The 3,663-nt window shown below is 64.0% G+C and carries 3 protein-coding genes; all 3 read left to right on the plus strand.

From position 1 onward, the window contains the following. On the plus strand, nucleotides 1-2,076 hold a 2,076-nt coding region (locus EN994_RS22395; RefSeq protein WP_127307811.1), incomplete at its 5' end, for an SMP-30/gluconolactonase/LRE family protein. Beyond that, the gene (locus tag EN994_RS22400; RefSeq protein ID WP_063167478.1) at nucleotides 2,073-3,167 is read left to right on the plus strand and encodes a hypothetical protein; all 1,095 of its coding nucleotides are present in this window, start codon (nucleotides 2,073-2,075) and stop codon (nucleotides 3,165-3,167) included. The genes EN994_RS22395 and EN994_RS22400, both read left to right, overlap by 4 nt. A 3-nt stretch (nucleotides 3,168-3,170) precedes the next feature. Next, nucleotides 3,171-3,663: ATP-binding cassette domain-containing protein (locus EN994_RS22405; protein ID WP_164746077.1), on the plus strand; the 493-nt coding region annotated here is incomplete at its 3' end.

The following is a 3,663-nucleotide window of genomic DNA, read 5'->3' on the forward strand; positions in this document are numbered from 1 at the left end:
CTCCCCGACCACGTGGTCGGGGAGATCCTGACCAAGAAGTGGATCGACAGCGTCATCCCCTTCACGGCGCTGGTGATTTTGTGCGCGATCTTCGGCTCGATCGTGCCGGGCTTCTTCGATCTGGCGACGCTGACCAATCTCAGCGGCCAGACCGCCGAGCTTGGCCTTGTGGTGCTCGGCATGACCATCGTCATGGTGTCAGGCGGCATCGATCTGTCTGTCGGGTCGACCTTCGCGCTCGCCGTGCTGGTCACGCTCTATGGGATGAATGTCGAGCAGTGGAGCTTTGGTACCGGCCTGTTGGCGTGCCTGGGCCTCGGCGTCGTCTGCGGCGCCATCAACGGCTTCCTGGTTGGCTTTCTGCGCATGCGGGCGTTTCTCACCACGCTGGTGACGCTCATCATCTACCGCTCGACCTTCGACATCGTCTTTCCCCAGGTCTCGACCCGGATCGTCACCAGCGGTCCGGACTCGCCAGCCTATGATTTTCTTGGTTTCGGTACGATCTGGGGCGTGCCGACGTCCTTTGTGGTGTTCGTCGTCATCGCGCTGATCATCCATCTCGTGCTGTCGCGCGCCCGCTATGGCTGGCGGCTGTTCGCGGTCGGCGGCGCGCGCCGCTCTGCCTACAATGCCGGCATCAATGTGCGCTTCATCTTGTTCAGCGCCTATGTCTTGTGCTCGGTACTGGTGGCGCTCTCCGGCTTCTTCTTCTCGGCCCGCATCGGCAGTGCCGCTTCCGACATCGGCACCGGTCTCGAACTGCAGGTGTTGACCGCGACCGTGCTCGGCGGCATCTCGCTAGGCGGCGGGCGCGGCTCGGTCGCCAAGGCGCTGATGGGCACCGTCTTCGTGCTTGTCCTGTCGAACAGTCTGCTTGCGCTGGCCGTGCCCGGCCCGGTCAATTTCCTGATCCTCGGCATCGTGCTGCTTTTGTCGGTGCTTCTCGACGTTCGCTGGGTGAAGAACCGCCACAAGATCCTGCGCAGCGTCTACATCTCGCCAACCTTCGCCAAGATGCCGCAGGCGATCTCGACCGCGCCCGGCGCGCCAATGGCGGTGAATGACCGGTTGAAGGACGTCGGCGTCATCGGCCTCGGCGTTCTCGATGGCGCGGAGGATGTGATCTTCGACCGGCAGGACCGTCTCTACACCGGCAGCCGCCAGGGCGAGATCCTGCGCTTCCAGCCGCCCCATTACACCGATAGCGAAGTGTTCGCACATATTGGCGGCTCGCCGCTCGGCATGGCTTTCGACCGCGACGACAACCTCGTCATCTGCGTCGCTGGCATGGGCCTCTATCAGGTCTCGCCGGCCGGCGACGTAAAGCTGCTGACCGCCGAAACCAACCGCTCACTGACCTCGGTGGTCGACGACTCGACCATGAAGCTCGCCGACGACTGCGACATCCTGCCGGACGGCCGTATCGTCTTCTCGGAAGCGACAGTGCGCTTCGAAATGCATGACTGGTATGCCGACGCGCTGGAAAGCCGCGGCAACGGACGCATCATCGTCCATGATCCCAAATCCGGTTCGACACGCACACTGCTGTCGAACCTCGTCTTCCCCAATGGCATCTGCACGGCCTTCGACGGCCAGTCGGTGCTGTTCGCCGAAAGCTGGGCCTGCCGCATCAGCCGCTACTATTTCGATGGCCCGAAGAAAGGCCAGGTCGAGCGCGTCATCGAGGGCTTGCCCGGCTATCCCGACAACATCAACCGCGCCTCCGACGGTACCTACTGGCTGGCCCTGATGGGCATGCGCACGCCGGCCTTGGATCTCTCGCTTGAAATGCCGAGCTTCCGCCGTCGCATGGCGCGGCGCGTATCGGAAGACGCGTGGCTGATGCCCAATCTCAACACCGGCTGCGTGCTGCGCTTCGACGAGAACGGCCAGATCCTCGAAAGCCTGTGGGACCAGGCCGGCGAGAAGCATCCGATGATCACCTCGATGCGCGAGCACAAGGGCATCCTCTATCTCTGCGGCATCTTCAACAACCGCATGGGCACCTTGCCCTTGAAAGGCGTCGATCCCGACTGGTTCAGCTCGGATTCCTACTGGGGCAAAAAGCCATGAGCGGTTTGAGCCAGCTTCTTGACCGCTTTCTCGGCCGTGGCGAGTGGGCAGTGACCGTGCCGACGCTCGACGGGCCGTTGCTGCCCAACCAAGGACTGGAGGAAGCCGAGCCGTTCGCCGGCCTCGCCGAGGCCGACAATCTCGTACGCACCGAAAAGGGCATTCTGGCAAGCAGCGCCAACCGGCTGATGCGCTTTAGCGCCGACGGCCATGCCGAAACCTTGCAGGAATTTCCGGGCGAGATCACCGCACTCGCCCATGCCCGCGGCATGACCGCGATGGCCATCGACGGCAAGGGCGTCGTCGTCCACGGCGGCCTGCATGACGGGCGCGAGGCGACGGGTGAGGAGGCTCGGCGCCTCTCCTGCATCACCGCTCTCACCTTCCTCGACAGCAACACCTTGCTGGTGGCCAACGGTTCGGCCTCAGTGCCGGCGAGCAGTTGGCGTCGCGACCTGATGCAGAAGAGCGTGTCCGGTTCGGTCTGGCGGCTCGATCTAAAAAACGGCCGGCTGGAGCTTGTCAGGGACGGCTTGGCCTGGCCGGCCGGCATCGCCACCACCGGCTCCAACCGCATCTACGTTTCGGAGGCCTGGCGCCACCGCGTGCTGGCGATCGACCTTGCCACCACGGCGACGCTGCCCGTGCTGGAGCATCTGCCGGCCTACCCCGCCCGCATCGCCCCGGCCTTCAACGCCGGCTATTGGCTGACCTTCTATTCCGTGCGCAACCAACTGGTGGAGTTCATCCTGCGCGAGGAGACCTACCGCACCCGCATGCTGGCGGAAGTCCCGGAGGCCTACTGGATGGCGCCGTCGCTCGGCTCATGGCGCGACTATCGCGAGCCCATGCAAGGCAGCCAGTTGAAGCAGATGAACGTGCTGAAGCCATACGCGGTGACAAGGTCCTACGGGCTGGTGGTTCTTTGCGACGAGAACATGAAGCCGCTGTCGAGTTTCCATTCGCGCGCAGACGGCAAGGTGCACGGGACGCTGAGCGCCTGCGAGCTGGGCGATGATCTGCTGGTCGCCTCGCGCGGCGGATCGAGGATCGTGCGCGTGGCGAGCGCCGCCAGCGGCAAGCGAGGCTAAGCGATGTCGGACGCCAACATCATTGAACTCAGGAATGCCGCCAAGGCATTCGCGCGCATTCCGGCCTTCAAGAATGTCAATTTCGACCTGCGCAAAGGAGAAATCCACGCGCTGCTCGGCGAAAACGGCGCCGGCAAGTCGACGCTGACCAAGGTCATGGCCGGTGTCTTCAAGCTGACCGAGGGCAAGATGACCTTCGACGGCAAGGATGTGTCCTTCGCCACGCCCGCCGAAGCGCTGCGCGCCGGCATCGCCATGGTGTTCCAGGAAACCAACCTGGTGCCGGCCATGACCGTGGCGCAGAATCTCTATCTCGGCGAAGAGAAGATGTTCAACCGGTTGCGCGGCCTCTACATTCAGGCGCGGCAGTTCCTCGCCGGCATGGGCTTCCAGGTCGACCCGTCCGCGCAGGTCAGCACGCTGGGCGCGGCGCACAAGCAGATGGTGGAGATCGCGCGCGCCGTCCACCACAAGGCCCGCGTCATCATCTTCGACG

Origin of the sequence: Mesorhizobium sp. M7A.F.Ca.CA.002.09.1.1, from assembly GCF_003998555.1 — a bacterium.
Classification (GTDB): domain Bacteria; phylum Pseudomonadota; class Alphaproteobacteria; order Rhizobiales; family Rhizobiaceae; genus Mesorhizobium; species Mesorhizobium ciceri.